We start from the raw sequence: 23677 nt of genomic DNA, 5'->3' as shown, positions 1-23677 counted from the left end.
TTTGCGGACACAATCCTCGATGCCCTCCATCAGTACGAGCGAGTTCATGGTGTCGAGGCATGCGCCGATGAGCCGCCCCACTCGACGGCGAGGTCCATCATCGTGTCGAGATCGATGGTCTTCTCGTAGGCGTGGTCCGACTCGAAACCTCAGCGCTCGCCACATCCGTTGACAACGTGTAGGAGTGTATGCCGAGCTTGAACTCGCGGTCGTCGTGCTTCACGATGCCGGTGCGCGTGAGGTCCACGATCACGCCGCCTTCGCGGTCGGCTCCGGGGACGGCGCGCCGATCGAGGCGCATTCGCCCAGGGTGAGACCGCGCGTCTCCGGAGCCCAGAGGATCGAGACGCCGGCGCCGACAAATGTCACGATGGCGCCGACGATCATGGTCCACGCGGTGCCGAGGTGGCTCAGGGATACCGGCACCAGGTAGGTGCCGATCGCTGCTCCGATTCGGCTCAGGGAGGAGGCCAGGCCGACGGCCGATCCGCGGACCTCGGTGGGGAACAACTCGTTCGGATAGATCCACTGCAGAATCTGGGTGCCGCCGATCGTGACGGCGTAGGCGGCGAACAAAGCGAGCACGAGCCAGGCCGAGGCGTTGGTGAAGATGCCGAGCAGCAGTAGTGCCAGCCCGGCCCACGCGAAGCTGTGAATGATCAGTGGGCGCCTGCCCATGCGGTTGACCAGGGCCAATCCGACGAGGCAACCGACCAGGAACATCAACGTGATGAACGCGGACCCGTAGTTGGCGAGGGTGCCGGTCAAACCGAGTGCGCCGAGGATCTTGGGGCCGAAGGCATAGACCGCGAACAGCGGCACGATCGAGCAGGTCCAGAAGATCGAAATGAACGCCATGCGCTTGCCGTATCCGGACCGCAGCAGTGCACTGACCCGGATGTTCTCGTGCACCTCCTCGGGGAGATCGTCGACCGACACTCCGGGCCCGAAGACCTTCTGCAACACCGCATTCGCCTCGTCGACCCGTTCCTTCTTCATGAGCCATCGCGGGGATTCCGGTGTCCCGATCCGGGCGAGCACAATTATGATCGCGGGCACTGCGGCACTGGCCAGCATCCATCGCCAGCCCCCGTCGACATGCATCAGGGCTTCACCGACGAAGTACGCGGCGACCGCGCCGACGAACCACATGGCCACGAATGCGCCAAGTAGGGGGCCGCGCCATCTGCGCGGGGAGAACTCGGCGAGCAGCGACGTGGCGATCGGATAGTCGGCGCCCACGGCCATACCGATCAGGAGTCGAAGGCCGATCAGCCACCAGACGTTGCCGACGAAGGCTTGGGCGATCGAACACCCGATGATGAGCGCCAAGTCGATGGTGAACAGCACCTGGCGCCCGAACTTGTCGGTGAGCCAGCCGCCGGCGAAGGCGCCAAGGAGAATGCCGACCAGCGCAGATGCGCCGACGAGCCCTTCCTGTGCGGAACTCAGGCCGAAATCGGGGCTGATCTGCACCAGCGCGACACCGATGATCGACAGCACGTAGCCGTCGAGGAACGGCCCGCCGGAGGCAAACAGTGCGAGCTTCTTGTGAAAGGTCGACAACGGCGCATCATCGAGGGGATGGGGAGCGGTCATGGACCTGAGTCCTTTCCGGTCGGTATGTGATCACGGCGAGGATGATTGGGGCGCAGGGCTATCAGCGAAGCGATCTCTGCTTCGACAAGTAGGTGCATCGCACTACCGGTTGCGCTGTGATGTAGACCACTCTAGATGTGATCACAGATCAAAGTCAAGAACATCTATGTTCGCCGCGTTGCGAAGATCCACTACCGCCGCCGAGATCGGCCAACGGCGAACCCGCCCAAAGCGTTCCGCGGAACACCGATTCAGTCGGTGGCCGGCGTTACCCTCTGGGTGTTCGGTTGGTATCGACCCAGTTCGGGGGATCTGAGATGTCGGTTAGTTCTCTTCCATCGCCTTCAGCTGTCGTGTCGGGGTTTCTCGATGACACCCCGCCGGCGCAGTTGACGGTCGAGCAATTGCGCGAGCGGGTGACCGGGTTTGCCGGGCAGATCACCGCGTTGACCGCCCGGTTCTTGGAGTTGCTCGGTGAGCTCGACGAGCGTGGCGGCTGGGGCGGGGAAGGGATCAGTTCGTGCGCGCATTGGCTGGCCTGGCGCACGGGTATGTCGATTCGGACGGCCCAGGAGCATGTGCGGGTGGCTCGCGCTCTGCCTGGGTTGCCATTGTTGCGTGAGGAGTTCGCGACGGGACGGTTGACCTATTCCAAGGCGCGGGCCCTGACCCGAGTTGCGACGCCGGAACGTGAAGCCGAGCTGGTCAACTTTGCGCGGTCGGCATCGGCCACGCAGGTGGAGAAGCTGGTGCGGTCTATGCGCCATCTCGATCGTGAAACCGCCGAACGCGAGGCCGGGCATATCGAGTCGTCGGGGCAGTGGAAATGGCATCTGGATGGCACCTTGTCGGTGACGCTGCGGCTCAACCCCCTCGACGGGGCGCGGTTGTTGGCGGGGGCGGTGCGTGCGGAATATGAACGCACCCGGGTGGCCGGGGATGGCGACGTTCCGCGGGACGCCCTGAAACCGCCGACCGAACTCGTCGACCCTGCCGCGGCGGGGGAGATGACGGCGGCACAGCAGCGGGATCTGTGGCGGCACGTGCCGCACAACATTGCCCCGGCGATGGTGGCGATGGCCGATACCGTGCACGGTGTGGTGGACATCCCCGAGATCGCGCCTGGGGCAGAGATCGTTGTGCACACCTTTGCAGACAACAACTCCGAAGGTGATGGCGATGCGGCGCTGTCGGATCCGCACCTCGACGGTGGTCCGGCGTTGGCAGAGATCGAGGTCGACGAGGCCCAGTGCGGGGCTGCGGAACGGGAGGTGACCAAGAACAAGCGCGGTGCAGTCTTGTCGTGGGGACGCAAGCGGCGGCAACCGACGGCCGCGATGATCAGGGCGATCTTCAACCGCGACGCCGGCTGTGCCCACCCGGGGTGTGGACGTACTCGGCATCTGCATGCCCATCACGTGCGGGATTGGGATCGCCATGACGGGCCGACCGATATGGACAACCTGATCATGTTGTGCAGCACCCATCATCGGGCGCTACATCGTGGTCGGTTTGCGATCCGCGCGTTGGGCGATCAACAGTTCAGTTTCCACCGCACCGACGGGTCGCTGATCGAGACCGCACCGGCGGTCGCGATCCCCGACGATTGGGAGCCCGATCCCCAGATCGCGCCGGATGCCACCGCGACCGTCGGTGGCGGGCGCCTCGACCTGGGCTACACCACTGAAGTCCTCTATGCCATCTGGCGGCTGAAGGCCGAACAACCGGCCGCCGCGTAAACGTTCCGCGGAACGCTTCAGACGGCGCAGCGGAAAGGCGCTGGCCACGACAACTGTTGCACGGCGATCGGACCGTACGGTCCTGGGAGCGCGAGCCGGTCCGCTGATACCGATGAACACGGTGGCGTGGTCACCACCGTCTGCAGGCTGAGGTACCTACCTGCGGCGCCGATGTGTCATGGCCGTGTGCGTGTTCTCCGAACTGAGCGCGGGCGCCGGTAGCGGGGTGAATCGCCGGTCATCGCTGCGGATTCCGTCCAGGAAGAAGGTCAGATAACGCTCGTAGGTCTGCGGCGCGACATCGCGTGTGCTGTCCATGATCGGTGCCATCGCCGACTGCATGAACGTGACGTCGGTCGGTTCGAAATCATCACGAACGACTCCTGCCTGCTGGGCGCGGCGCACCAGCTCGACGATCAGGGGCGCGATCCGTACGCGGACGTCGTTGATCCTCGCGTCACCGAGTGTCGGGTCGTCGAGGATCTGGTGGAGGCCACGGTCGCCGAACTGCATCTGAAGGGCGCGCCTGAGGTAGTCGCTGAGTGCCTTCCAGGGGTCTGGTTCGTCGAGTGCTTCGCGAGCGACCGCTTCCACGGCCTGCAATCGCTCTTCGAAGAGCGTGTCGATGATTTCTTCCTTGTTGGCAAAGCGTCGGTACGCGGTGCCCACACCGACGCCGGCGTGGTGGGCGATGTCGTTGAGTGTGACACCAAGTCCCTTCTCGGCAAAGAGTTCTCGAGCGGCGTCCAGCAGTCGGTCGCGGTTGATCGATGCGTCCTTGCGCAGGGGACGTGGAGCTTGTGCCTTCGCCATGTGACCACGGTATCAGCATAAGTGGATTGACGATATCCGTTTATCCGCCTACGCTCGATAAGCGGATGCTCAATATCCGGTAAATACGAGAGGAGGGCGGATGCTCAACCGAGTTCCCGAGGCGCTCGATGCCACGGTGCCGGCGCGGCGTCCGGCACCGGTCTTCGCGTTGAGTGCGGCGATCCTTGGGTTCTTCGTCGTGACGTTGGACGCGGTCATTGTCAATGTGGCCTTGCCGTCGATCAGGGAGTCACTGGGCGGCGGGATGGCAGGGCTGCAGTGGGTGGTCGACGGGTACACTCTGCTGTTCGCGGCGCTGTTGCTCTCCTCGGGCTCGCTCGCCGATCGGATCGGAGCCCGGCATGCCTTGGCCGTCGGTTTTGCTCTGTTCGCCGTGGCATCGTTCGCGTGCGGGGCGGCGCCGACACTGCCCGTCCTGATCGGAATGCGCTTTGTGCAAGGCGCAGCCGCTGCACTGATCGTGCCGGCGTCGCTGACACTGGTCAGCGAGACCTACCCTGACCCACGCCGCCGAAGTCGAGCGGTTGGCATGTGGGCGATGGGTGGCGCGGTCGCGTCGACCGCAGGGCCGGTCGCGGGAGGACTTCTGACCGAGCTGAACTGGCGATGGATCTTCTTGATCAACGTGCCGGTCGCGGTCATCGCCCTGCTGGCACTGCGACGGACGGCCCCGTCGCCGACTCATCCCACACGATTGGATTGGCCAGGGCAGCTGGCCGCCGTGACCGCGATGGCAGCCCTGACCTTCGCGGCGATCGAGGCCGGCGATGTGGGCGTCCTCGGCGGCTCCGTCCTCGTGGCGCTCCTTGTCGCGGTGATCGGGCTGACCGCATTCGTGCTGATCGAGGCGCGCACCAAGGATCCGATGGTGCCGTTGGATCTGTTCGGTGGCAGGGTGTTTCGGATCTCGCTCATCGCGGGCTTCGCCTTCATGGTCGGCTACTTCGGGCTGCCGTTCGTGATGAGCCTGTACTTCCAGCAGACCCAGGGAATGAGCGCGTTCCAGACGGGTATCGCGTTCTTGCCGATGATGCTGATCGGTCTGGTTCTGACCCCGTTCTCGGCACGGATCGTGGAGCGGGTCGGTGCCCGAACACCCATCGTCGGCGGACTGGCGTGCATGGTGGTCGGGATGGTGGCGCTCGTCCTCGCCGCACCGTCTGCACCGAATTGGGCGCTGTCGATCCTGATGGTTCTGGTCGGTCTCGGTGGTCCGCTGACGATGCCGCCGCTGACCGCGCTACTGCTGCATCATGTTCCGCCCGAACGCACCGGGACCGCCAGCGGCGTCTTCAACACCAGCCGTCAGATCGGGGGTGCACTGGCGGTCGCGGTGTTCGGTGCCCTCCTCGCCGACGATTCTGCTTTCACGGATGGCCTGCACATCAGTTTGCTCGTGGGGGCCACCGTGGTGGCTATCGCCGCCATCGCCGGATTGCGACTTCCGCAACGCTGAGCGGTGACACCCTCGGCACGAGCAAACCTCAGTCAAGAGAAAGGAAGCATCAGAAATGAAGTACACGCGAAGCGGAGGGCAGACGGCCCCCGGACCCGCAGACTGGTTCACCGGCGCGGTCCAGATCGACGGCATCCGCAACCCGGACGATCAATCGGCGATCGGCTGCGCGCACGTCCGGTTCTCGCCCGGCGCCCGGACCGCCTGGCATCACCATCCGAAGGGCCAGACTCTCTACGTCACCGACGGTATCGGCCTGGTCGCCACCCGCGAAGGTGGCGTGCAAGAGATCCGTCCCGGCGACGTGGTCTACATCGAGCCCGGCGAAGTGCATTGGCACGGTGCAACACCCGATCGTTACATGGCACATGTCGCCATGCAGGAGGCCGATGAGAACGGTCAGGTCGTCACGTGGCTCGAGCACGTCACCGATGAGGAATACGGGGGCTGAGCAAAGGGCGTCGGCATCGACGCAATCGGCTGAGCGTGCCGCGCCGCAGTCAACATCAATCACGACACAAGGAGCAAAAGCCATGGTTCTCAACGAGACCTACACACTGTCCAACCACGTGCAGATCCCCAAGCTGGGCTTGGGCACCTGGTTCATCGATGACGACAAGGCCGCCCGCGCAGTCGGCGACGCGGTCGAGACCGGATATCGGAACCTCGACACCGCACAGGCGTATGGCAACGAGCGCGGTGTCGGCGAGGGCGTCCGCACCAGCGGCGTCGCCCGTGAGGAGCTGTTCGTGTCCACCAAACTGGCCGCCGAGATCAAGAACTACCGAGATGCGGCCGCGGCCATCGACGGCTCGCTGGCCACGATGGGGCTCGACCACATCGACTTGATGCTGATCCACAGCCCGCAACCGTGGGCCGATTGGCGCGGCGGTGACTACGCCGAGGGCAACCGCGAGGCGTGGCGCGCGCTGGAGGATGCATACAAGGCAGGCAAGCTCCGGTCGATCGGCGTCTCCAACTTCGAACGGCACGACCTCGACAACATCCTCACGACAAGCACCATCGCGCCGCAGGTGAATCAGATCCTCGTCCAGGTGGGCAACACACCCACCGACCTCATCGCCTACTGCGAGAGCCTCAACATCCTCGTCGAGGCCTACTCGCCCATCGGGCACGGCGAGATCCTGCTGCACCCGGATCTAGTAGCGATGGCCGAGCGCTACGGCGTCAGCGTTCCGCAGCTGTGCATCCGCTACACCCTGCAATTGGGGGCGGTGCCATTGCCGAAGACCGCCAACCCGGATCATATGCGCGGCAACGCTCAGATCGACTTCACGATCACCGCCGACGACATGGATGCTCTGCGCTCCCTGCGCATCGAGGACTATGGCGAGGCCGGCGCCTTCCCGGTATTCAGCGGAAAGTGACAGATTGGGGCACAGATCCCATGGCTCTGTGCCCCAATCGCCGATTCGGCTGAGGAATCAGAGCGATCCCAGCGCTCCGTCGTAGTCGGGTTCCTGCGTGATCTCCGGTACCAACTCGGTATAGATGACGTTGCCGTCGGCGCCGACCACCACAACCGCGCGCGCCAGCAGCCCCTCCATGGGGCCATCGGCGATCGTGACACCGTAATCATCGCCAAAGCTGCTGCGGAACGCGGACGCCACGACGACGTCGGTGATGCCTTCTGCCCCGCAGAACCGCTGCTGGGCGAACGGAAGATCGTGCGAAACACAGAGCACGGTAGCGCCCGTGGTTGCGGCCCTCTCGTTGAATGTCCGCACGCTGGCTGCGCAGACGCCCGTGTCAATCGAGGGAAAGATGTTCAGCAACAAGGGCTTCGCCGCGAACTGGTCGCTGCTGACGGTGCCGAGGTCCATGCCGACCAAAGTAAAGGCCGGTGCTGATGATCCGACAGCGGGCAACTCTCCACTGGTGTTGGTAACGGTGCCGCCTAGCTTTGTCTGTGCCATGCGTCACATTGTGCCAATGCCGCAGAGCAGCGTCGAGTCGGACATGCCGTTGTGCACTGATTGACCCTGAGGAACACGACCGGGGGTGTTCGATTCCCCCTCGGTCATGGTCGCACCGCCGCCCGCCGCGCGGATTCCACCGCGAAAAGGTTCTCATCCCAGCCCTTTTCGAGGGGCCCGAAGAAGTGGAAGCGGACCTGCTTCACGCGATAGAGCCAGCGGCCCTCGATCTTGACGGCCTGATCGGTGTACCGGCCGGCGGCGACGGAGGCGACGCCGTCGGAGACACACGGCTGCCACAGGAACGACCGCACGGTCGCCCGGTCACCGTCGAGTTCGATGTCGAGATTGGTGATGAAATGCCAGAAAGAGGTGAGTCCGGCGTCGGCAAGGCCGGCGAAGAAGTCACGCATCTCTGCCTTGCCGCGTGGATGCGCCAGGCCGTCGAACTCGCCGTCGTCGGTGAACAGATCCATCAGCGCGTCCCAGTTGCCATCATCGAGGTGGCGACAATAGCGGGCGTCGAGAGAGCGGATGGCCTCGAGATCTTCTAGGCGGGTCACTCTCTCGGACAGGGGGGTGTCGATCGGAATCGTCATGAATCAACCTCCGTATGATTAACGAACGTTCACACGGTGATGACCATAGACCGGCCGTATTCGCGAGGTCAATATCTATCGGGATTTCGCTTCCGGGCAGGTCGCGGTCGGGACGCTACGCTGGGCGTTCATGAACACTCGATCGTCCAAGGAGTCCCAGACGGTTCGGGATCGGATCGTCGACGCTGCGCTCGACGAGTTCTACGGGTCCGGATTCCACGGGGCGACGATGCGCACCATCGGCAACCGTGCAGGTTGCAGTGCCGCGAATGTCTACAACCACTTCGAGAGCAAGTCCGAGTTGCTCGTCGAGATCCTGCGCTCGGCCAGTGACGCCCAGTTCACCGCAACCCGCAACGCCCTGCGCAAGGCCGGGGACGACCCGGCGCGACGCTGGGAGGTGGCGGTCGCCGCGCATGCACTGTTCGCGGCGCGCATGCCACGTGAATGCCTGGTGGCCAACACCGAGCTCCGCTACCTCGACGACGTCGACCGCAAGCGGGTGGTCGGCTCCCGCGATGCTCAGGAGCAGCTGTTCGTGGAGCTCGCCCAGGCCGGTGTCGGCAAGGGGGTCTTCGTGATCCCCCGAGTGCACGAGGCGGTCACGGCGGTGCTGACCATGTGCTCGGGGATCCCGCTATGGTTTCGGCCCGACGGGCCGTTGACCGCCCAGGAAGTGGCCGAGGACTACGGCCGCTTTGCGCTGAATCTCGTCGGATACCGCTCCGACTGATCGAGGCGCGTCGTTGACGCATTTGCGGTGAAGTGATCTACTTGGTGAACGCTTGTTAACGATGATTGGTGGTGACGCGCCATCCGTCGTCGATTCCCCAGGAGGCCCCATGACCCATCGGCCGTCGCAACCGCGGACCGACAGTCCGCGCTACCTGACCGAGCAGCGCATCGCCATCCGCGACCTCGCCCGCGAGTTCGCGATGACTCAGGTGCTCCCCGTCGCCAACGAACTCGACCCGGTGCAGGGGACCATCCCCGACACGCTCAAGAAGGCGATGGCCGAGGTCGGCTTCTTCGGCATCATGATCTCCGAGGAGCACGGTGGTCTGGGACTCGGAGTGTTCGAGTACTGCCTTGTCGCCGAAGAACTCTCGCGCGCCTGGATGAGCGTGTCCGGACTACTGGCCCGCGGCAACGGCATGGGCGGCGGATTCACACCGGAGCAGGAGGCGGAGCTGCTGCCACGTGTGGCGCGTGGTGAATATCTCGGTGCGTACGCGCTATCGGAGGCGGAGGCCGGTTCGGACGTCGCCAACATCTCCTGCCGCGCCACCCGCGACGGCGACGACTGGGTCGTCAACGGGACCAAGATGTGGTGCACGTACGCCGACGAGGCCGACTATCTCGTCCTGTTCGCCCGCACCGACCCCCGCAAGGATCCGGCCAAGCCACACCGCGGAATCAGCGCATTCCTCGTCGAGAAGGAGCGCGGCGTCTTCCCAGAGGGCATTTCGGGTACCAAGGTGCGCAAGATCGGATACTTCGGCTGGAACACCTGGGAACTGTCTTTCGACGGCTTCCGCATCCCGGCCGACCGGATGCTCGGCGAGGAGGGCAAAGGGTTCTACCTGGCGGTGAGCGGTCTGGAGGTCGGTCGGGCACACACCGCCGCCCGCGCGATCGGGCTCGCCCGCGGGGCACTCGAGGACTCCATCGCCTACCTGCACACCCGCCGCCAGTTCGGCCACGAACTCGCCGACTTCCAGCACCTGCGGTTCAAGATCGCGTCGATGGCCGCCGAGATCGAGGCGGCCCGCCAGCTGATGTATTCGGTGGCCACCGACATCGACACCGGCCGACGCTGCTCGCTCGAGGCCTCGATGTGCAAGCTCGTCGCCACCGAGATGGCCGAACGGGTCACCAGCGAGGCGGTGCAGATCCACGGCGGCGCCGGCTACACCACCGATTTCCAGGTCGAACGGCACTGGCGTGATGCCCGGCTCACGAAGATCTTCGAGGGCACCAGCGAGATCCAGATGCGCATCATCTCCGATGAGCTTCTCGGAAAGGTCGATATCGCATGAACACCACCGTGATGGCCGTCCGTGTCGGCGACCGGACCACGTTGCCCGGGCAACTCGCGCTGAAACGGCTCGAGGAATCGGGGATATGCCTGCCGTCGACGTCGTCGGTGATCGGCCGAATTGTCGCCGAGCTGTCGATGCCGTCGTTGCCTGGCGCCACGCTCACCGCACTGCAGTGGGTCACCCACCGACCGGTATCCATGCTCGACACCATCCACGTCGAATCCGTCGTGACCCGCGTGTCCGAGGGCGCCGTCGAACGCCATATCCGGCTCCTCGATGAGACCGGCGAACTTCACGAAGAAGGAACCGAGATTTGGCGTCCCGAGCAGCCCGTAGCCGAGGAGCCGGCACTCGACTTCTGCTCGGTGCGATGGGGACGGCTACTGCGGACCAGCCTGGAAGGTGATCCGTCCTTCGCGTCGTCACTGGCCACCTGGGACGGCACGATCGGGTTGCGCTGCGGCGACCGTGAACTGCACCTGAGGGTCTACCGTGGACAGATCATCGACATCACCCGACGTGTTCCGCACGGGGCGACATTCACCTTCGTCGCCCCCGCGCAGACGTGGGTGGACGTGGTCCTGAGCGACCACGACGATTTCATGCGCCGCGCCATTGGCGGCGAATTCTCCTCCACCGGAGACGGTTACGAATATCTCCGACTGACCAAGCCGCTGAACACCATCATCGGGCATGCTCGTCGCATCGCCGGGGAGGCACGAGCATGATCGAGGCCCGCTACGTCGAGATCGACGGCGCTCTCGGCTTCGTCGAGATCGTCACCCCCGACCACCCCGCAACCGCCGAGGCCCTGCCGACGGTGCTCTGCATCCACACCGCCGGACAGAGCGGCGTTCAATGGCGACACGTCGCCTCGGCCCTCTCCGACCGCGGGTACCGCGTGCTGGTACCCGATCTGCCCGGCCACGGACGGTCCGAACCCGCGGTGACCGGAGCGATCACCGATCTCGTCGACTACGGGGACTGGCTGATCGCACTGCTCAGCGTGCTCGACGTGCAGCGTCCGTTGGTCCTCGGCTGCTCGATCGGCGGCAAACTCACCCTCGAACTCGCCACGCGGCCCGACTTCCCGCTGGCCGGTGCGATCGCGATGGAGGCCCAGGCGGCACCGGGGAAAGTCAACGTCACCGGCTTACGCCGCGAACTCGAGGACGTCGCCGGCCCCGCCCGCGCCGATCGCACCTACCTGGGCACACTCGCGTCCATCGGGCACTCGGTGTCCCCGGCGGCAGCCCACCGCATCGCGCTGATGCACAAACGCGAAGACCCGGAGATCTCCTCCTCGGACCTCATCGGGTGGGGCACCCACGACGTCGGCGATCGACTCGGCGCGCTGACCTGCCCGCTGCACCTCGTGTGCGGCCTCGACGATCCCTGGATCGATCCACGGGCCGTGGAACGCCTCGCCGCGGACATCAACGCGGCGGACCCGGGCCGTGCCCGATTCACCGGCCTCCCGGGCATCGGGCACTACCCGATGGAAGAGATCGACGACTTCGCGGCTCTCGCGGACGGCTGGCTGATGGAACTCCGCAACGCCGCCGCGCCGGCCGCGGCCAGATCGGAGGTGACCGCGTGACCACCAGGACCAGATCCGCATTGACCGGACTGCTCGACACGCTCGTCATCGCGAACCCGGGGGCGACCGCCGTCTACGACGTCGCGGACGGGGAGATCCACGCCGTCACCCGGGCGCGATTCCGTGACCGCGTCGAACATCTCCGGACCGAACTCGACGCCGTGGGTGTTCGCCGCGGACAGTGCATCGCCGTTCTGCTGCCCAACTGGTCCGATGCGCTCGTCTGGCAGTTCGCCGCCGCGCAGGTCGGTGCGCACGTCATCGGCGTCAACACCCGCTACAACGTCGCCGAGGTCGCGCACATCCTCGCCGCGGCACGGCCCGCCGTCGTGGCGGTCGCCCCGGACTTCCACGGCCTCGACCTCTACGGCATCCTGCGCAGCGCCCACGACCAGACCGCGCTCCCGGCGCCCGCCGTTGCCGTGGTCGCGGGCCCCGGCCGACCGTCGGTCAGCCCCGCGGGATTCGATCTCGGCGCCGGTTGTTGGGCCGCCGAAACCGGGGACACTCGTGGGGCGCGTGCGCCCGACACTCCCGACATGGTGGTGCTCACCCCGGCGGGCCTCGACGACGATCCCGCCGACGACATCACGGTGGCCTTCACCACGTCCGGTTCGACCGGCATTCCGAAGCTTGCGGCACACCGGGATTCGGCCGTCGTGGCGCATGCGCGCGCCGATGCCGAGGCCATGCGTGTTCGGGACGGGGACGTCCTGCTGTGTGTCCTACCGGTGTCCGGGGTGTTCGGCTACAGCGCCGCCTTCGCCGGACTGGCCGGTGGCGGAGCACTTCTGATGGAGCCGGTATTCCATCCGGCCGAGACGCTGCTTCGAATGGGTCGGTTCGGGGTGACGCACGCGGTCGGCGGCGACGATCTCTTCGGCCGTCTCCTCGACACCTGGCAGGGCGGCGAGCGGGTCGACCTGGCGTCCCTGCGGTGGCTGGGCATCGCAGACTTCCTCGGCCGTTCGCACGAGGTCGCGACGTGGCTGCGCGACGAATTCGGCACCCACACCACCGGCGTATTCGGCTCCTCGGAGATTTTCGCGCTCGTGTTGCTGTGGGCCCCAGACGATCCGGAGCGAGTCCGCTGGAACGGTGGTGGGCGGCCGGTCGACCCGTCGATCGAGGTGCGCGTGGTGGATCCGTTCGATGGCAGGAGGCCGGCCCGCGGGGAACAGGGTGAGCTGCAATTCCGCGGACCGACCGTCGTCGACGCCTATCTCGGCGACCCGGGTGCCCCCGCGCGGTCGTTCACCGCCGACGGATGGTTCCGCAGCGGCGATCTCGGGATCGCCACCGGCGACGGCGGCTTCAGCTACGTCTGCAGGATGGGGGATGTGCTGCGACTGCGTGGCTTCCTCGTCGACCCGGCCGAGATAGAACACCGGCTCGCCGACCACCCGGCCGTGCAGACGGCGAAGGTCGTGGGCATCACCGACGCAGGCGGCCACACTGTGGCAGTCGGATTCGTCGTCCTCGCCGACGACACCGAGGATGTCGACGCCGACGCACTCAAGACCTGGTGCCGAGATCGGCTGGCAGCGTTCAAGGTGCCCACCATCATCCATATCATCAACGAGATGCCCACCACTGTCGGCGGGAACGGCAGCAAGATCCGTGCCGCGGTGCTGCGCGACTGGGCCGCCGAGTGGGCCGACGAGGAAAGAGACCACCGACGTGACTGATCCCAACTCGACCGTTTCCGCCGCGGACGTCGTCATCTGCGAACCCCTGCGAACTCCGGTCGGGCGCTACGGCGGTATGTTCGTCGATGTCCCCGCCGCCGACCTGGCGGCCCGCGTCATCGAAGAACTGCTCTCGCGCACCGGGATTGATCCGAACTCTGTCGACGACGTGATCTTCGGGCAGTGCTATCCCAACGGTGAGGCACCAGCGATCGGTCGCGTGGCCGCCCTCAATGCAGGCATGCCGGTGACCGTGCCCGGGCTCCAGTTGGACCGACGATGCGGGTCCGGACTGCAGGCGGTGCTCGACGCCGCGATGCGCGTGCAGACCGGTGTGGCCGACCTGGTGATCGCCGGGGGAGCGGAATCAATGAGCCGGGCCGAGTACTACTCGGAGTCGATCCGGTGGGGTGCCAAGGGCGCACCCGCGGCACTGCACGATCGCCTGGCCCGCGGACGCGTCACGGCCGGTGGCCGGAACCATCCGGTGCCCGGGGGCATGCTCGAGACCGCCGAAAACCTCCGGCGGCAATACGGCATCTCCCGCCGCGAGCAGGACGAGTTGGCCGTCGAATCACACCGCCGTGCCGTTGCCGCGATCGAGGAAGGCCGATTTGCCGACGAGATCGTCTCGGTGACCGTGCCCCGACGCAAGGGTGATCCGCTGGTGATCGATCGCGACGAGCATCCCCGTGCCGACACCAGCGTCGACGGACTCGCGAAGCTCCGCCCGATCATGCAGCGCGAGGACCCCGACGCCACGGTGACCGCCGGCAACGCGAGCGGTCAGAACGACGGCGCGGCCACATGTCTCGTCACCACCCGCGCGAACAGCGAGAAACTGGGTCTTCGGCCGCTCACCCGACTGGTCACCTGGGCCGTCGCCGGGGTTGCGCCCGCGGAGATGGGCATCGGCCCGGTGCCGGCGACCTCCAAGGCGCTCGGCCGGGCCGGCCTGACTCTCGCCGACATGGACCTCATCGAACTCAACGAGGCCTTCGCCGCCCAGGCGCTCGCCGTGACCCGGGAATGGGGCTTCGGCGCAGCCGATTTCGAGCGCACGAATGTCAACGGATCGGGCATCTCCCTCGGCCACCCGGTCGGGGCCACCGGCGTTCGGATACTGGCGACCCTCCTGCGCGAGCTCGATCGTCGTGAGGGGCGATATGCGCTGGAGACCATGTGTATCGGTGGGGGACAAGGCCTCACGGCGATTTTCGAACGCGTCGCCTGAGTGGTTCTGAACAGGACCACTAAATCACCGCCGCGCGACCGGTAGGTCGGCCAGACGCCATTCCAGCATGCCGTCGTTGAGCCGGATCGCGCGGCGGCCGTCGGCCGCGAGCAGACGCGCTGCGTCGTAAGCCATCACGCAGTACTCGCCGCGGCAGTAGACCACGACGTCACGGTCCTCGGGGAGTTCGGTGATGCGCTCGGCGAGTTCGTCGACGGGGATGCTGACGGCGCCGGGAATGTGGCCGGCGTCGTACTCCTCGACCGGCCGGACATCGAGGATCACCACGGTGTCGTCGGCGTCGATACGCCGTTGCAGTTCGTCTCGGTCGATCTCGTCGGTCCCGTCGTCGGAGCCGAGGTAGTCGTCGCGGGCGGGTCCGACCCGGGGCTGATGACGGGCGGCCACCGACCGCAACAGTGCGAGCAGTTCGGCGATGTCGTCGCCGGACAGGCGGTAGAAGATCCGCACTCCGTCTCGCCGGGTCGTCACGAACCCGGCGGCCTTGAGCGTCTGCAGATGTGCCGACGCGGTCGTGAGGTTGAGATCGGTGGCGCGCGCGATGCTCTCGACGGTGCGTTCACCCTGCGCGAGGAGATCGAGCAGTTGCAGTCGGGTGCCGTTCGCGAGTGCTTTCCCGCTCGCGGCGAACGCGTCGTACAGCGTGGCCTTTTTCGCCTTGTGTTCGGTGTGGGTCATCTCGGTCATATTCCAGCCTTCCATGGAATAGCGTAGTGTCTGATGGGCGGGATCGTCTATCCCGCCTGTGTCGGGTTCCGGTGCATGGAGACGGGTGATGGCTTTCAGTGCTGATCAGCTGATTTCCCTCGTCGACGAGGGACTGGGGAACAGCTCGTATCTGCTCGATCTCGGCGACGGCAGCGCGTTGGCGGTCGACGCGTCGCGCGATCTGCGTGCGCTCAACGCCGCGGCCGAGCGGCGCGGGCTGCACGTGCGCTTCGCCGCCGACACCCATCTGCATGCCGACTTCCTGTCCGGTGCGGTGCAGCTGCACAAGGAGCAGGGTGCGCAGATCCTGGCCTCCGCACACGGTGATCGAGAGTTCCCGCATACCGGTCTCGGCGATCTGGATGAGGTGGATCTCGGTGGTCTGACCTTGTGTGCACTGGCCACGCCGGGGCACACGGACGAACATCTGTCCTTCCTGATCTGCGACGGCGGCGAGGAGATCGGAGTTTTCACGGGTGGCTCGCTGATCGTGAAGTCGGCGGCCCGGACCGATCTGCTCGGCCCACAACGCACGATCGAGTTGACGCGCCGGCAGTTTCGCTCGCTGCAGCGCTTGTCCGCATTGCCCGACGATGCGGCAGTGTGGCCGACCCACGGCGCCGGATCGTTCTGTTCGGCCCCCTCCGGTGCCCGGCGCACCAGTACGATCGGTGCCGAACGCGACTCGAATCCATTGCTGTCGCTGGGCGAAGACGCGTTCGTCGAGGCACTCACCGGCAGCCTTGGCAGCTACCCCACCTATTTCCGGCGCATGGCCGAACGCAATCGGCAGGGCCCGACGGTGGTCGATGGGGAGCCGTCGCTGGACGCGTTGTCGCCGGATTCGGTGCGAAGCCTGACCGCCGACGGGGCGTGGATCGTCGACGCCCGCTCGGCCGTCGCATTCGGTGCCGGACATGTTCCCGGTGCGGTGTCGATCCCGTTGCGTCCTCAGTTCGCGTCCTGGCTGGGATGGGTGGTTCCCGATGATGTGCCACTGGTGTTCGTGGTACCAGAGAACCCCGGGGTGATCAGCGAGCTGATCTGGCAGGCCTACAAGATCGGTTACGAACGCATTGTCGGCTACCTCGCCGGGGGGATGGCCGCGTGGGTGTCGACGGGCGGACAGATTGCCCTCACGCCCTATCTGCGGGCAGACGAGACCGCCGCCACGATGCCGTACGTCGATGTGCGCCAAGCCGCCGAGTGGACCGACCACCACGTCAGGGGCGCCAGACATATCGAACTCGGCGATATCGTCGCCCACGTCGACGCCGTCCCGACCGGGTCGCTGGTTGCCTGCGGTCACGGGGAACGAGCAATGACCGCCGCGAGCTTGCTGCAGCGGCACGGCCGCCGCGACATCGCGGTCCTCGACGGCAGCCCCGACGATTTCGCCCGGCGTCACCGGGTTCCGTTGACCACCGGCGACTGACCTCGGCGGATGGGGCGGGAGCAGGTGCCGATGACATCGTGGTCGAAGCCGCGGCCGGTCCGTGTCATCGAGCTTGGTCTGCGCGAGAACTGGGTGCAGTTCACGCTCCTGGTGATCGTCAACGTCTGCGTCGGTGCACTGGTCGGTCTGGAACGCACCACCGTGCCGGTCATCGGCGCCGAGGTCTTCGGCCTCACCAGCGATCTCGCGGTGTTCTCGTTCATCATCGCTTTCGGCGTGACCAAGGCGTTCACGAATCTCGCCGCCGGCGCGCTCACTGCCCGATTCGCCCGCCGACAGCTGCTGCTGACCGGGTGGGTGATCGGCATACCGGTGCCGTTCATGCTCGCCTGGGGACCGAACTGGTGGTGGATCATCGCCGCCAACGTTCTGCTCGGCCTCAACCAGGGCTTGGCCTGGTCGATGACGGTCAACATGAAGATCGACCTCGTCGGGCCGCGCCAACGTGGACTGGCCACCGGCCTCAACGAGGCTGCCGGCTACGTCGCCGTCGGCGTCACCGCGCTGCTGACCGGCTTCCTCGCCACCACCTACGGGCTGCGCCCGGCTCCCCAACTGATCGGCGCGGTGTTCGTCGTCGGCGGCCTGCTGCTGTCTCTGGTGGTCCGCGACACCGCCGACCATCTCGCGCTCGAACTGCGACGCCATCCCGCACCCACACCCGCGCACGACACTCGACTGCGCGATATCTTCGCGGTCACCAGCTGGCGTCACCGCAGCCTGCGCGGTGCCAGTCAGGCCGGGTTCGTCAACAACCTCAACGACGGACTCATGTGGGGCGTCTTCCCGCTGCTGTTCATCGACCATGGCCTCGGCCTCACCGCGGTCGGCGTCATCAAGGGTCTCTATCCGATCCTGTGGGGAATCGGTCAGATCCCCGCCGGCCACCTCGCCGATCGCATCGGTCGCAAGACCCTCATCGTGTGGGGCATGTTCATCCAGGCCGCCGGATTCGTCGCCGCCCGCGCCCTGCTCGACTGGCCCCTGCTCGCCGGACTGGTGTCCGCGACCGCCATCGGCATCGGCACCGCGATGGTGTATCCCACGCTCATCGCCTCGATCTCCGATCACGCCCATCCCGAGTGGCGAGCCAAGGCGCTGGGCACCTACCGCTTCTGGCGCGATCTGGGATACGCCGGCGGAGCACTGGTCGCCGGAGTGCTCGCCGACGCGTTCGGCCTCACCTCGACGATTCTCGCCGCCGCCGCGATCACCGCGCTGTCCGGCGTGCTGGCCGCACGATGGATCACCGAAGCGCACTGGTGAACCGCGCCGCGACCGACCCGGCATCTGCACGCGCCGGGTCGTCGGGTCCTCGACTCAGTCCAATCCCTGCTGCGCGGTGCGATCGCCCCGGCGCACCGCGGCCCGCTGCACCAAAACGATCGTGGTGCCGAGGAGTCCCACCGCGAGTCCGACCAGACAGACCTGCACCGCACGGTCGCCGCCCCATCCGGTGACCCACACGACGATCGTGGCGACAAGCCACGCGGCCATGCCCACGACGATGACCGGCTCGGGTGCCCGCAACGCCTTGGGCAGTTCCGGGATGTCGGATGCGTCGGTCATGGCATCAGAGTAACTTTCGTCTGTGCCCATCGATCCGTCGAGTGAGCCCACCGATCCGCCGACGGCATCCTCGCATGCGCAGACGGAGACCACGAATCCGCCGCCCGGGCGCCCCCGGCTGCCCACCACGCCCCGCGGTCGGCTCGACCGCTACTTCAAGATCGGCGAGCGGGGCTCGACGACGGGCCGCGAGGTCCGCGGCGGTCTGGTCACCTTCTTCACGATGGCCTACATCGTGGTCCTCAACCCGATCATCATCGGTGGCGTACCGGGCCGCGAGAAGAACGCCGATGTGCTCGGCAACGTCCTGCCCCTGGCGCAGGTCGCCGCGGTCACCGCGCTGGTCGCAGGGGTGATGTCGATCATCTTCGGTCTGGTCGCCAACTACCCGTTCGCGATCGCGACCGGTCTGGGTATCAACAGCCTGCTGGCCGTGACGATCGCACCCGAAGTGACCTGGCCCGAGGCGATGGGGTTGGTCGTCATCGACGGCATCATCATCGTCGCTCTGGCTGTGACCGGTTTCCGGACCGCGGTGTTCAACGCGGTGCCGCCGGAACTGAAAGCAGCGATCACCGCTGGTATCGGGTGCTTCATCGCGTTCATCGGGCTCGTCGACGCCGGTTTCGTGCGCCGTGTCCCGGACGCCGCCGACACGACGGTGCCGGTCCAGCTGGGCATCAACAACTCCATCGCGACGGTCCCGACGATGATCTTCGCGCTCGGTGTGCTGTTGATGGGTGTGCTGGTAGTGCTCAGGGTGCCCGGCGGGCTGCTGATCGGGATCCTCGTCACGACCGTGGTGTCGATCATCCTCGAGTCGTTTCTCGACCTCGGGTCGAGCTTGCAGAATCCACACGGCTGGAGTCTGTCGGTGCCCGCCCTGCCGGACGGACTGGGTGGCATGCCGAACCTGAGCCTCGTCGGCGACGTCGACCTCTTCGGCGCGTTCACGCGGATCGGCGTGCTGGCCGCCTCGGTGATGGTGTTCACCCTTGTGCTCTCGAATTTCTTCGATGCGATGGGCACGATGACCGGGCTCGGCAAGGAGGCCGGCCTCGCGGATGTGAACGGCAACTTGCCCGGGATCGGTCGCGCGCTGGTCGTGGAGGGCACCGGCGCCATCGCCGGCGGCGTCGCGTCGTCGTCGTCGAACACCGTTTTCGTGGAGTCGGCATCGGGCATCGCAGAGGGCGCACGGACGGGACTGGCCAACGTCGTCACGGGCGGGTTGTTCCTGCTCGCGATGTTCCTGACCCCGCTCTACGAGGTCGTGCCGCTCGAGGCCGTCGCCCCCGCGCTGGTAGTGGTCGGCGCGATGATGATCGGGCAGGTGACGACCATCGACTTCACCAAGTTCTACTATGCGCTGCCGACGTTCTTGACCATAGTGATCATGCCTTTCACCTATTCGATCGCCAACGGCATCGGAGTCGGCTTCATCAGTTGGGTGGTGCTCGCGGCGGCCGCCGGCCGGGCACGGACGGTGCATCCGCTGCTGTGGATCGTCGCCGCGGTTTTCGTCGCCTATTTCGCGAACGGACCGATCTCGGATCTGGTGGGTTGATCGCGTCTCGACGCTGGGGTCGACAATCTGACAACATCGTGTATCCAGAAATGCGAATACCGCATTGCGTGATCGCATCAGTGAACTACCCTTGGAGTGGTGGACTCATTAGTCTCAGACAAGGCTCTGACGGCGGAGCTGTCGCTGGCGATCGTCCGATTGGCACGACGATTGCGGGGGCGGCGCGTCAGTAAGGTTGTCTCGCTGACACAACTGTCCGCCCTGCATACGCTGCATCATGAGGGTCCGATGACGCCCGGGGCGCTCGCCTGCGCCGAAAGGGTTCAGCCACCGTCGATGACCCGGGTCATCGCGTCACTGTCGGATCTGGGCATGGTGCGGCGCGAACCCCATCCGACCGACGGCCGGCAGGCGATCGTGACGCTGGCACCGCGCGGCAGCGAGGTCATCACCGCCGAACTCGACGCCCGCGAGGAGTGGTTGAGCGCCCGCCTCGACGAACTGAGCGATGACGAGCGCGAGACGCTGGCCGCCGCGGTACCGATCATCCAGAAGATCGTCAACGCCGACGATGACGCGGGCTGATTTGCGAACACATTAGAAGAAGGTTCCCGCGAACGGCGCGACGCCGGTCGCGAACGCCTGGTCGAGCGCGTCCAAGGTGTCGGGGCCGTCGGTCCACAGGCGATCGGCGGCCGCGAACGTCCGTGCCGGGACCGACCCCAGAAACATCGAACTCAAAACCGAGATATCCAGTCGCACAGTCGGTTTCGCGGAGCTCGGGGCGACGATCGCACCGCCGTGGCGGACGGTCATGTCGAACACGCCGCCGTGTCCGCGGAAGTCGTCGACGACCTCGATGACCGCGTCGAGGTCACCGGAGTAGCGCCGGGCACCCAGGGCGCGCGGTACATCGAGGATGCGTAGCCACATCCGGTCCTCGATCCCGGTGACCGCGACGGCCCGGTGATTGGTCAGCTTGGCCGGCAACGGGTCGTCGACGGCGATGAGTGCGGTGGCCCGCGGGGTCAGATCCAGGCCGACCAGGACACGCCATAGGTCGGTGTGGGCCTGCTCGGTGATCGCGACGACCTCTTCGATCGCCGCCCGCGGGGGTTCGACGGACTGGTCGATCCGGTAGCTCGCGTAGCCGTCGGCGTGGATGAGGTAGTGCAGTCCGCTGTGGTGCGCGGGACGCCGCGATTGCCGGTCGGCCAGGATTTGGCCCCACCACGCCGTCGGCCGGGTGAGCGCACCGGGCCGGGTGGCCGTCCAACGGGCGTGCAGGTCGGGGACGAGGCGGGCGACGTCTTCGTCGGTGGCGTAGTTGACCGAGGCCGGCGTCCGGTCGGCGCGCTGCCGCATCCGGGCAGCGGTGAGGTCCACGGCCACGTTCTGCGCGAAACACGCCGGACCGAACCCGAAACGCTCGTAGATCGTGGCCTCGGTGGCGGTGAGGATGGCGAAGACCTGCTTCTCGGCCTCCCACTGGTCGAACAACTCGGTGATCATCGTGCGCAGGATCCCGCGCCGGCGGTGCGTCGCCGCGACCGACACCCACGAGAGCCCGGCGGCGGACTGCGGTCCGCCGCCCGGGACCGTCATCGTCATGCGGTAGTACATCGATACCCCGACGAGCGGATGGTCCGCGACACCGTCGGGATCGCGGACCAGCACGACGTCGTCGTCGGCGACCTTGGCCCGCAGATCGGCCTGCTCGGCCTCCGACAGCGGGTTGGTCATCAGGAACGCGCGGGCATCGGCGGCGAAGATCTCGGTCCAGTCGGCGTCGGTGGCGCGTGCCACGGTCAGTGCCGACGGCTCGGTCTGCGTGTTACTCACCCGTCAACCGTTGCACAGTCGGTGCCCGCAGATGCGACCATCCCCGACAACTCGCCGACCCTTCCGCTTGGCAGACTTGTCGGATGCGCAGCATCCGTGTCGACGTCATCGACATCGACGACCCCGGCGACACGCGCGTCGACGATTTCCGCGACCTCAATTCGGTGGATCGCCGCCCCGATCTGCCCGCGTTGCCCGGTGGCCGGGTCGGCAAGGGGCTGGTGATCGCCGAAGGTGTGCTCGTCGCCCAGCGGATGATCGCCTCGCGGTTCGCGCCACACGCCTTCCTCGGTGTGGACAAACGGCTCGGCGAACTCGCCGACGACCTGACCGACCCGTCACTCGCGGGCATCCCGTTCTACCGGGCTACCGCGGAGGTGATGGCCGAGGTCGTCGGCTTCCACCTCAACCGGGGTGTGCTCGCGGCCGCCCGACGGCCCTCCGAACTCGACCTCGGCGAGGTCGTCGCGCGCTCGCGCACCATCGCCGTCCTCGAAGGCGTCAACGACCACGAGAACATCGGCAGCATCTTCCGCAACGCGGCCGGCCTCGGTGTCGACGCCGTGCTGTTCGGTGCCGGGTGTGCCGACCCGCTCTACCGACGATGCGTGCGCGTGTCCATGGGTCATGCGCTCCTGGTGCCGTTCGCACGGTTCGAGGCCTGGCCGGCGGAGCTGAGCGTCCTGCGCGACAACGACTTCCGGCTGATCTCGCTCACTCCCGGCCCGACCGCGGTGCCATTGTCGGAGGCGGTCGACGCGCCGAAGGTGGCCTTCCTGGTCGGCGCCGAGGGGCCGGGATTGTCGGAGACCTCGATGCGTGCGACCGATGTGCGGGCCCGCATCCCGATGAGCCGCGGCACCGACTCGCTCAACGTCGCCACCGCGGCGGCGATCGCGTTCTATGAACGTGCCCGATCCGGCACCATGTCAGCATGACCGATCCTGCATCCGACCGGCTGGTGCTCCCGGCGATGGCCGACGACGGGCCCGGGCCGGAGCCCACCCCGTGGGTGCTCGGGATGATCGTCACGACCGCGTGTGCGCTGTTCGCGACCTTCATGGTGGTGGGTGTCTACGAACTGATCGGCGGGTTCGCGCGGTGGTTGGGTGTGGCCGCCGCGGTCGTGGTGTGCGGCGGGTTGGGCTGGATGCTGTGGGATCTGCGGGAACGACCGGTGTGGCGGTGGATCGTCTGGGGCAGTCTGATCGGTCTGCTTGCCGGACTCGGCTCGTCGGTGGCGTTGGCGGTGCTGGGTCGCTGACCTGCCCGGCTCGCTCTCGGGTCGTCGTCAGAACCCGAAGTAGCGGGCGATCCGTCCGCGGCGGCGCGGCGGCTGTCCTTCTGCGGGTGGCTCGTTCTCGGCCGTGTCCTCGGTAGTTCCCTCGGCGCCGACACCTTCGTGGCGGGTCCGGTCCTCGTCGCCGGGTACATAGTCGGCGGGATGGATGGCGAAGGCGGTCACCGGGATTCGCGTGGGATCGAGGTCGGTGTCGGCCAGGGGGCGGGTGAATCGGAATCCGAGCCACTCACGGTTGGACTGCTCGGCGATCTCCTGCGGGTGAAACGGCAGGGCCATCGGTTCGGGTGCGACGCCCTCGGCGTAACGCAGTGGGCGTTCACCGGCCCAGAACGGCCGCTCGAAAGGATAAGGTACGCCCTCGTCCTCGATGATGGTGACCGGTTCGGCGGCGAACGCGCGTTTCAGCGTGCCGTTCTCCCACCGCGCGAACACCCCGAGGGACCGCTCGGGATCGGTGTGCAGCAGTGTGGCCGCGGCGCTCGGGCGGATCGACGCGATCGTGCGGGTGAGCGCCGACGGTTC

24 protein-coding genes are annotated in these 23677 nt (G+C 66.6%); 16 read left to right on the top strand and 8 right to left on the bottom strand.

All coding sequences use genetic code 11. The features are described 5' to 3' along the window. Positions 1-249: 249 nt before the first annotated feature. Positions 250-1599, bottom strand: a complete 1350-nt coding sequence (locus GORHZ_RS12775; protein ID WP_006333602.1) for an MFS transporter — start codon at positions 1597-1599, stop codon at positions 250-252. Between the two features lie 317 nt (positions 1600-1916). On the opposite strand from GORHZ_RS12775, the gene GORHZ_RS12770 reads away from it, so the two are divergent. Further along, positions 1917-3338 carry an HNH endonuclease signature motif containing protein gene (locus tag GORHZ_RS12770; protein ID WP_040531721.1) on the top strand — a complete coding sequence of 474 codons (1422 nt, stop codon included), beginning with the start codon at positions 1917-1919 and terminating at the stop codon, positions 3336-3338. Positions 3339-3494: 156 nt separating this feature from the next. Here GORHZ_RS12770 and GORHZ_RS12765 read toward each other — a convergent pair whose 3' ends face one another. Then, a complete protein-coding gene (locus tag GORHZ_RS12765; protein WP_006333599.1) occupies positions 3495-4151 on the bottom strand; it encodes a TetR/AcrR family transcriptional regulator in 657 nt (218 codons plus the stop codon). Positions 4152-4251: 100 nt separating this feature from the next. Here GORHZ_RS12765 and GORHZ_RS12760 point away from each other — a divergent pair, with 100 nt between their 5' ends. The 3 genes from GORHZ_RS12760 to GORHZ_RS12750 all read left to right on the top strand — a co-directional run bounded on the left by GORHZ_RS12760 (position 4252) and on the right by GORHZ_RS12750 (position 7016). After that, on the top strand, positions 4252-5628 hold the full coding sequence (locus GORHZ_RS12760) for an MFS transporter (RefSeq protein ID WP_006333595.1): 1377 nt from the start codon (positions 4252-4254) through the stop codon (positions 5626-5628). A 55-nt stretch (positions 5629-5683) separates the two neighbouring features. Further along, positions 5684-6079, top strand: a complete 396-nt coding sequence (locus GORHZ_RS12755) for a (R)-mandelonitrile lyase (RefSeq protein WP_006333592.1) — start codon at positions 5684-5686, stop codon at positions 6077-6079. Positions 6080-6161: 82 nt separating this feature from the next. Beyond that, positions 6162-7016 carry an aldo/keto reductase gene (locus GORHZ_RS12750; RefSeq protein ID WP_006333591.1) on the top strand — a complete coding sequence of 285 codons (855 nt, stop codon included), beginning with the start codon at positions 6162-6164 and terminating at the stop codon, positions 7014-7016. Positions 7017-7073: 57 nt separating this feature from the next. Here GORHZ_RS12750 and tpx read toward each other — a convergent pair whose 3' ends face one another. After that, complete coding sequence (gene tpx / locus GORHZ_RS12745) at positions 7074-7565, bottom strand: thiol peroxidase (RefSeq protein ID WP_006333589.1); 492 nt, start codon at positions 7563-7565, stop codon at positions 7074-7076. Positions 7566-7669: 104 nt separating this feature from the next. Beyond that, positions 7670-8164: a nuclear transport factor 2 family protein gene (locus GORHZ_RS12740; RefSeq protein ID WP_006333588.1), complete on the bottom strand. Its 495-nt coding sequence runs from the start codon at positions 8162-8164 to the stop codon at positions 7670-7672. A 130-nt stretch (positions 8165-8294) separates the two neighbouring features. Here GORHZ_RS12740 and GORHZ_RS12735 point away from each other — a divergent pair, with 130 nt between their 5' ends. The 6 genes from GORHZ_RS12735 to GORHZ_RS12710 all read left to right on the top strand — a co-directional run bounded on the left by GORHZ_RS12735 (position 8295) and on the right by GORHZ_RS12710 (position 14728). Next, complete coding sequence (locus tag GORHZ_RS12735) at positions 8295-8897, top strand: TetR/AcrR family transcriptional regulator (RefSeq protein WP_006333587.1); 603 nt, start codon at positions 8295-8297, stop codon at positions 8895-8897. 109 nt (positions 8898-9006) lie between these two features. After that, entirely contained in the window at positions 9007-10203 is a 1197-nt protein-coding gene (locus tag GORHZ_RS12730) for an acyl-CoA dehydrogenase family protein (protein ID WP_006333586.1), read from the top strand. Beyond that, positions 10200-10934, top strand: coding sequence for a hypothetical protein (locus GORHZ_RS12725; RefSeq protein WP_006333580.1), 735 nt, complete (start codon positions 10200-10202; stop codon positions 10932-10934). The genes GORHZ_RS12730 and GORHZ_RS12725 overlap by 4 nt, the downstream gene beginning before the upstream one ends. Then, entirely contained in the window at positions 10931-11806 is an 876-nt protein-coding gene (locus tag GORHZ_RS12720) for an alpha/beta fold hydrolase (RefSeq protein ID WP_006333574.1), read from the top strand. Before GORHZ_RS12725 ends, GORHZ_RS12720 begins: the two co-directional genes overlap by 4 nt. Further along, positions 11803-13494: an AMP-binding protein gene (locus GORHZ_RS12715; protein ID WP_006333573.1), complete on the top strand. Its 1692-nt coding sequence runs from the start codon at positions 11803-11805 to the stop codon at positions 13492-13494. Before GORHZ_RS12720 ends, GORHZ_RS12715 begins: the two co-directional genes overlap by 4 nt. After that, positions 13487-14728, top strand: a complete 1242-nt coding sequence (locus tag GORHZ_RS12710) for an acetyl-CoA C-acetyltransferase (protein WP_006333572.1) — start codon at positions 13487-13489, stop codon at positions 14726-14728. The genes GORHZ_RS12715 and GORHZ_RS12710 overlap by 8 nt, the downstream gene beginning before the upstream one ends. A 24-nt stretch (positions 14729-14752) precedes the next feature. Here the strand turns inward: GORHZ_RS12710 and GORHZ_RS12705 are convergent, their stop codons facing one another. Next, positions 14753-15427, bottom strand: a complete 675-nt coding sequence (locus GORHZ_RS12705) for an ArsR/SmtB family transcription factor (RefSeq protein WP_006333570.1) — start codon at positions 15425-15427, stop codon at positions 14753-14755. A gap of 97 nt (positions 15428-15524) precedes the next feature. On the opposite strand from GORHZ_RS12705, the gene GORHZ_RS12700 reads away from it, so the two are divergent. Further along, positions 15525-16892, top strand: coding sequence for an MBL fold metallo-hydrolase (locus tag GORHZ_RS12700; protein WP_006333569.1), 1368 nt, complete (start codon positions 15525-15527; stop codon positions 16890-16892). 30 nt (positions 16893-16922) lie between these two features. Continuing rightward, positions 16923-18179 (top strand): MFS transporter, encoded by a 1257-nt coding sequence (locus tag GORHZ_RS12695; RefSeq protein WP_040531727.1) that lies wholly within the window; start codon positions 16923-16925, stop codon positions 18177-18179. Between the two features lie 54 nt (positions 18180-18233). Here the strand turns inward: GORHZ_RS12695 and GORHZ_RS12690 are convergent, their stop codons facing one another. After that, positions 18234-18482, bottom strand: a complete 249-nt coding sequence (locus GORHZ_RS12690) for a DUF2530 domain-containing protein (protein ID WP_040531718.1) — start codon at positions 18480-18482, stop codon at positions 18234-18236. A 118-nt stretch (positions 18483-18600) separates the two neighbouring features. Between GORHZ_RS12690 and GORHZ_RS12685 the strand changes: the two genes are divergently transcribed. Both GORHZ_RS12685 and GORHZ_RS12680 read left to right on the top strand, forming a co-directional pair. Then, complete coding sequence (locus tag GORHZ_RS12685; protein ID WP_245551406.1) at positions 18601-20049, top strand: NCS2 family permease; 1449 nt, start codon at positions 18601-18603, stop codon at positions 20047-20049. A 99-nt stretch (positions 20050-20148) separates the two neighbouring features. Continuing rightward, positions 20149-20595: a MarR family transcriptional regulator gene (locus tag GORHZ_RS12680; RefSeq protein WP_040531715.1), complete on the top strand. Its 447-nt coding sequence runs from the start codon at positions 20149-20151 to the stop codon at positions 20593-20595. A gap of 12 nt (positions 20596-20607) precedes the next feature. Here the strand turns inward: GORHZ_RS12680 and GORHZ_RS12675 are convergent, their stop codons facing one another. Continuing rightward, positions 20608-21852: a GNAT family N-acetyltransferase gene (locus tag GORHZ_RS12675; RefSeq protein ID WP_006333561.1), complete on the bottom strand. Its 1245-nt coding sequence runs from the start codon at positions 21850-21852 to the stop codon at positions 20608-20610. Between the two features lie 83 nt (positions 21853-21935). On the opposite strand from GORHZ_RS12675, the gene GORHZ_RS12670 reads away from it, so the two are divergent. Both GORHZ_RS12670 and GORHZ_RS12665 read left to right on the top strand, forming a co-directional pair. Next, positions 21936-22790, top strand: a complete 855-nt coding sequence (locus tag GORHZ_RS12670) for a TrmH family RNA methyltransferase (protein WP_006333559.1) — start codon at positions 21936-21938, stop codon at positions 22788-22790. Between the two features lie 35 nt (positions 22791-22825). Next, positions 22826-23116 carry a DUF2537 domain-containing protein gene (locus GORHZ_RS12665; protein ID WP_040531724.1) on the top strand — a complete coding sequence of 97 codons (291 nt, stop codon included), beginning with the start codon at positions 22826-22828 and terminating at the stop codon, positions 23114-23116. 27 nt (positions 23117-23143) lie between these two features. Here GORHZ_RS12665 and GORHZ_RS12660 read toward each other — a convergent pair. Continuing rightward, positions 23144-23677 (bottom strand): DUF6928 family protein (locus GORHZ_RS12660; RefSeq protein ID WP_006333556.1); only part of this gene is annotated, 534 nt, incomplete at its 5' end.

Source organism: Gordonia rhizosphera NBRC 16068 (assembly GCF_000298195.1).
Taxonomy (GTDB): domain Bacteria; phylum Actinomycetota; class Actinomycetes; order Mycobacteriales; family Mycobacteriaceae; genus Gordonia; species Gordonia rhizosphera.
This window is presented reverse-complemented; position numbering and strand designations above follow the sequence as displayed.

Bases quoted from the DNA above. Each gene is read 5' to 3' on its own strand.
- GORHZ_RS12775 (WP_006333602.1), bottom strand. From the start codon at position 1,599: ATGACCGCTCCCCATCCCCTCGATGATGCGCCGTTGTCGACCTTTCAC.
- GORHZ_RS12770 (WP_040531721.1), top strand. From the start codon at position 1,917: ATGTCGGTTAGTTCTCTTCCATCGCCTTCAGCTGTCGTGTCGGGGTTT.
- GORHZ_RS12765 (WP_006333599.1), bottom strand. From the start codon at position 4,151: ATGGCGAAGGCACAAGCTCCACGTCCCCTGCGCAAGGACGCATCGATC.
- GORHZ_RS12760 (WP_006333595.1), top strand. From the start codon at position 4,252: ATGCTCAACCGAGTTCCCGAGGCGCTCGATGCCACGGTGCCGGCGCGG.
- GORHZ_RS12755 (WP_006333592.1), top strand. From the start codon at position 5,684: ATGAAGTACACGCGAAGCGGAGGGCAGACGGCCCCCGGACCCGCAGAC.
- GORHZ_RS12750 (WP_006333591.1), top strand. From the start codon at position 6,162: ATGGTTCTCAACGAGACCTACACACTGTCCAACCACGTGCAGATCCCC.
- tpx (WP_006333589.1), bottom strand. From the start codon at position 7,565: ATGGCACAGACAAAGCTAGGCGGCACCGTTACCAACACCAGTGGAGAG.
- GORHZ_RS12740 (WP_006333588.1), bottom strand. From the start codon at position 8,164: ATGACGATTCCGATCGACACCCCCCTGTCCGAGAGAGTGACCCGCCTA.
- GORHZ_RS12735 (WP_006333587.1), top strand. From the start codon at position 8,295: ATGAACACTCGATCGTCCAAGGAGTCCCAGACGGTTCGGGATCGGATC.
- GORHZ_RS12730 (WP_006333586.1), top strand. From the start codon at position 9,007: ATGACCCATCGGCCGTCGCAACCGCGGACCGACAGTCCGCGCTACCTG.
- GORHZ_RS12725 (WP_006333580.1), top strand. From the start codon at position 10,200: ATGAACACCACCGTGATGGCCGTCCGTGTCGGCGACCGGACCACGTTG.
- GORHZ_RS12720 (WP_006333574.1), top strand. From the start codon at position 10,931: ATGATCGAGGCCCGCTACGTCGAGATCGACGGCGCTCTCGGCTTCGTC.
- GORHZ_RS12705 (WP_006333570.1), bottom strand. From the start codon at position 15,427: ATGACCCACACCGAACACAAGGCGAAAAAGGCCACGCTGTACGACGCG.
- GORHZ_RS12700 (WP_006333569.1), top strand. From the start codon at position 15,525: ATGGCTTTCAGTGCTGATCAGCTGATTTCCCTCGTCGACGAGGGACTG.
- GORHZ_RS12695 (WP_040531727.1), top strand. From the start codon at position 16,923: ATGACATCGTGGTCGAAGCCGCGGCCGGTCCGTGTCATCGAGCTTGGT.
- GORHZ_RS12690 (WP_040531718.1), bottom strand. From the start codon at position 18,482: ATGACCGACGCATCCGACATCCCGGAACTGCCCAAGGCGTTGCGGGCA.
- GORHZ_RS12670 (WP_006333559.1), top strand. From the start codon at position 21,936: ATGCGCAGCATCCGTGTCGACGTCATCGACATCGACGACCCCGGCGAC.
- GORHZ_RS12665 (WP_040531724.1), top strand. From the start codon at position 22,826: ATGGCCGACGACGGGCCCGGGCCGGAGCCCACCCCGTGGGTGCTCGGG.